The following is a 2,960-nucleotide window of genomic DNA, read 5'->3' as shown; positions in this document are numbered from 1 at the left end:
GGCGGCACCACGCCCAGGTACGCCAGATCGTCCGGCCCGCACTCGAACACGTTGATCGCCGCCGCCCCGCCCTCGGTCAGCACGTGCTTGGGGAACGGCAGGCCGGGAACGTCCCGCAGCAGCGCCGCCAGCCGCAGGAAGGCCGCCCGGTGCTCCTCTGGCACCCAAGCCGCCACCTGCACCACGCCGACGTCCTTGAGCCGCTGGGCGTAGCGCCGCTGGGCGCGTCCGTGGGCGTTCTCCCGCTCGTCCTGCATGGTGCTGCATCCCCGTCATGTCACTACTGACACTGTACCATATTCCTCAAGGGGATGGCCCGTTTCCGTGTTTCATTTTGGGACTGGTTTTGCAGTGTTACTGGTACTGCATTCCGACCCTCGGCCGACGTGCAGGAACCCCCCGCAAGCGGGGTCCCCCCTGCACGCCGGCCCAGAGCCGTCCCAGCCCTCATGAGCACCGCGAACAGGGCCAAGGGACACGGGTCCAGGGGTATCCCCTGGCAAGCGCCCAGAGAGGCACCAGCGCCCCGCGCGGTGGCCTCTGGGCATTGCTTGCTCCCACCCTGCCGCCGCAGTTCTGACACGCTGGACGCAGTTCCGGGCGCGGCTGGGGCTGACACAGGCGGAGCACCTGGAGAGCATCCCTGTGCGGCTCTGGGGCTCGATCGGCGGGAAGGTGATTCCCACCCCTCTGGCGTCATCCCTCCCTGACCATGGTTTGACGCCAGGGGAATGGGGGAGCTTCCCACCCCTCGCCAAGCCCCAGGGAAGCCCGCTGAATGGCCTCTGGCTGACTGCCGCACCATTCCCACCCCGAACCCCTACAGGCCCATCCTGCGCGATCCTACAGGCTCCGGCCTGTGGATGGATTGTGGACAACTTCCAGTTATCCACAGCCGACTACTATTACAACCTAAGAGGATATATTATCTAACCCCTATCTCGTGCGTGCGCTCGCACGCGCGCATAATGCGCGGGGGAGGTTTTTTAGGTTCCATCGGACGGGACCTAGTGGTACCGTGGGGTGGAACCTAATCAGGGAATGTCCACATGGCCGCTACGCTGCACCGGCTGGTCACTCGCCGGGACCGGATCACCGAGCAGGACGGGCAGAAGCTCCGGGAGATGGTCGCGGACTATCCCGGCCTGCCCGACCGCCTCCGCTCCGAACTGATCGCCCAGATCGACCGCCGCACCGCTTCCAAGAACGGGTGGACCTTCGTCATGCTCAGCCCTGCCCAGAACGCCGCCGTCGTCTCGTGGCTCCGCACGAACAGCAAGCGCCCGCTGGTGGCTATCGGCCTGTGGGCCGAACTGTTCACGGCCATGCGCACGGACACCGGCGAGATCACCCTCACCCGTGACGAGCTGGCCGAGCGCGTTGGGGAGACCGTCCAGCACGTCAGCAGCATCATGACCGAGCTTGAGGGGATCGGCGCCATCAGCCGACGGCGCCAGAAGGTGGCCGGGATGCGCGGGCCGGGCATGGTCCGGTACTTCATGAACAGCCGGGTCGCCACGCACCTGACCGGCGCGGCCCGAGACGAGGCACAGAACGCAGCCCCGCCCCTGCTGGTGCTGATGGAGGGGGGCAAGCCGGCGGACTAACGGCGCGGCCCCCGCGGCTTGCTGAAGGTGATTCCCCGGCTCTGGGTCTGCGCCTGGGTCTGCGCCTGGGCCTGGGCCTGGGCCTGGGCCAGCTTCCGGTTTTCGTCGACCATGCGGCGGGCCGTCGCCGCAAGCTGGGCGAACTGGTCCGCCGTCAGTTCCAGGAAGGGCGCGAACTTCTCCCGAAGCTCGCTCAGGGCCTTGGACAGCCTCGCCACCGCCCCAGCCTGCTGGCGCTCTCTGGCCTGGACCTCACGCAGCTTGGTCAGTGCCGGGCGCACGGCCTGGCCAACCTTGCTGGTCACCCGCGCCGCGACCATGCCGGGGTCTTCCTCGCGCCGGAACAGCCCGAGCCGCTCGCTCCAGTCCTGTGCCTCCATGCGCCTGGGGGTGAGGTCCTCGGGCGTGATCGCCGGGACCTCGGCCTGTGCCGCCTGTCCCAACTCGCCATAGAATTCCTTGATAGTCTTATGTGTGGCTTTGCTGCCCTCTATGCCACGCTGTAGGCCGAACTTCTTGCCTACCTTTTCCGCAAAGTCCGTCTGCATCTTGGAGAGGGCTTCTTTCCCGCCAAGCCATTTCTTGGCGTTCAGCTTCTCACCATCGCGCGGCACGACGTAAACGACCATGTGCGGCGTCGTCTCATCTCTGTGAATGTGCGCTGAAATCACGTTTTCTGCGCCGTGACGCTGCCGCAGCCACGCCAAAGCATCATCGAAGTATTTCCCGCCTGTGTTGCCCATTTTAGCCGCTAAAGTCACGTCTTTGAACGCCTCAGGTGAAGCACCGATGAAGTATTCAATGCAGAGCACGGCATCGGAGCGGCGTTTCTCGGGCAGACGGGCGGCGATGCCAGCCTTGACCGCCTCGGGAGTGGCCGGGCCGATGTGCTCGTTCTGGGGGGTCCGCTCCGGGTCGGCGTTGGGGGTGTCGCGGGAGCGGAAGGTGTGGGCGATGGAGCCGCCGATGTTGCCCATCGACTTCAGCTTGGCGGCGCGCAGGATCGCGTAGGCCATGGGGTGCTGGCCCTCTTTGGGGGGTGGGTTCCTCGGTAGAGGTATACTCACTACACCTTGCCTGCGGCAAGGTCGCTCGCCCCCTACGGGGGAGACGGGGGGAGCCTCCCCCCGGACCCCTCTTCAGCCGCACACGATGGTGTGCGGGTCGGTGTGACCAAGTGTGCCCATTCTTGAAAGAATGTTGCGCACCCGGTCACACATGGTCGCACCGCCGCCGGACGGTGCGGAGCACGGGCCGACGCTTCGGCGGCACCTTGGGCGGCACCACGCCCAGGTACGCCAGATCGTCCGGCCCGCACTCGAACACGTTGATCGCCGCCGCCCCGCCCTCGGT

Annotated in this window: 3 protein-coding genes; 1 reads left to right on the top strand and 2 read right to left on the bottom strand. The window is 66.5% G+C overall.

Annotation, left to right across the window (positions count from 1 at the left end):
- Positions 1–257, bottom strand: a 257-nt coding sequence (locus CRT60_RS00190; RefSeq protein ID WP_143272916.1) for a hypothetical protein, incomplete at its 3' end; no start/stop codon positions are given.
- A 792-nt stretch (positions 258–1,049) separates the two neighbouring features.
- Here CRT60_RS00190 and CRT60_RS00185 point away from each other — a divergent pair.
- The gene (locus tag CRT60_RS00185; protein ID WP_098734451.1) at positions 1,050–1,607 is read left to right on the top strand and encodes a helix-turn-helix domain-containing protein; all 558 of its coding nucleotides are present in this window, start codon (positions 1,050–1,052) and stop codon (positions 1,605–1,607) included.
- On the opposite strand, the gene mobV is transcribed toward CRT60_RS00185, so the two are convergent.
- Positions 1,604–2,623 (bottom strand): MobV family relaxase, encoded by a 1,020-nt coding sequence (mobV, locus tag CRT60_RS00180; protein ID WP_098734450.1) that lies wholly within the window; start codon positions 2,621–2,623, stop codon positions 1,604–1,606. The genes CRT60_RS00185 and mobV overlap by 4 nt on opposite strands.
- Between the last annotated feature and the right edge of the window lie 337 nt (positions 2,624–2,960).

The sequence above is a fragment of the Azospirillum palustre genome, from assembly GCF_002573965.1.
In the GTDB taxonomy this organism is placed as follows: Bacteria; Pseudomonadota; Alphaproteobacteria; order Azospirillales; family Azospirillaceae; genus Azospirillum; species Azospirillum palustre.
This window is presented reverse-complemented; position numbering and strand designations above follow the sequence as displayed.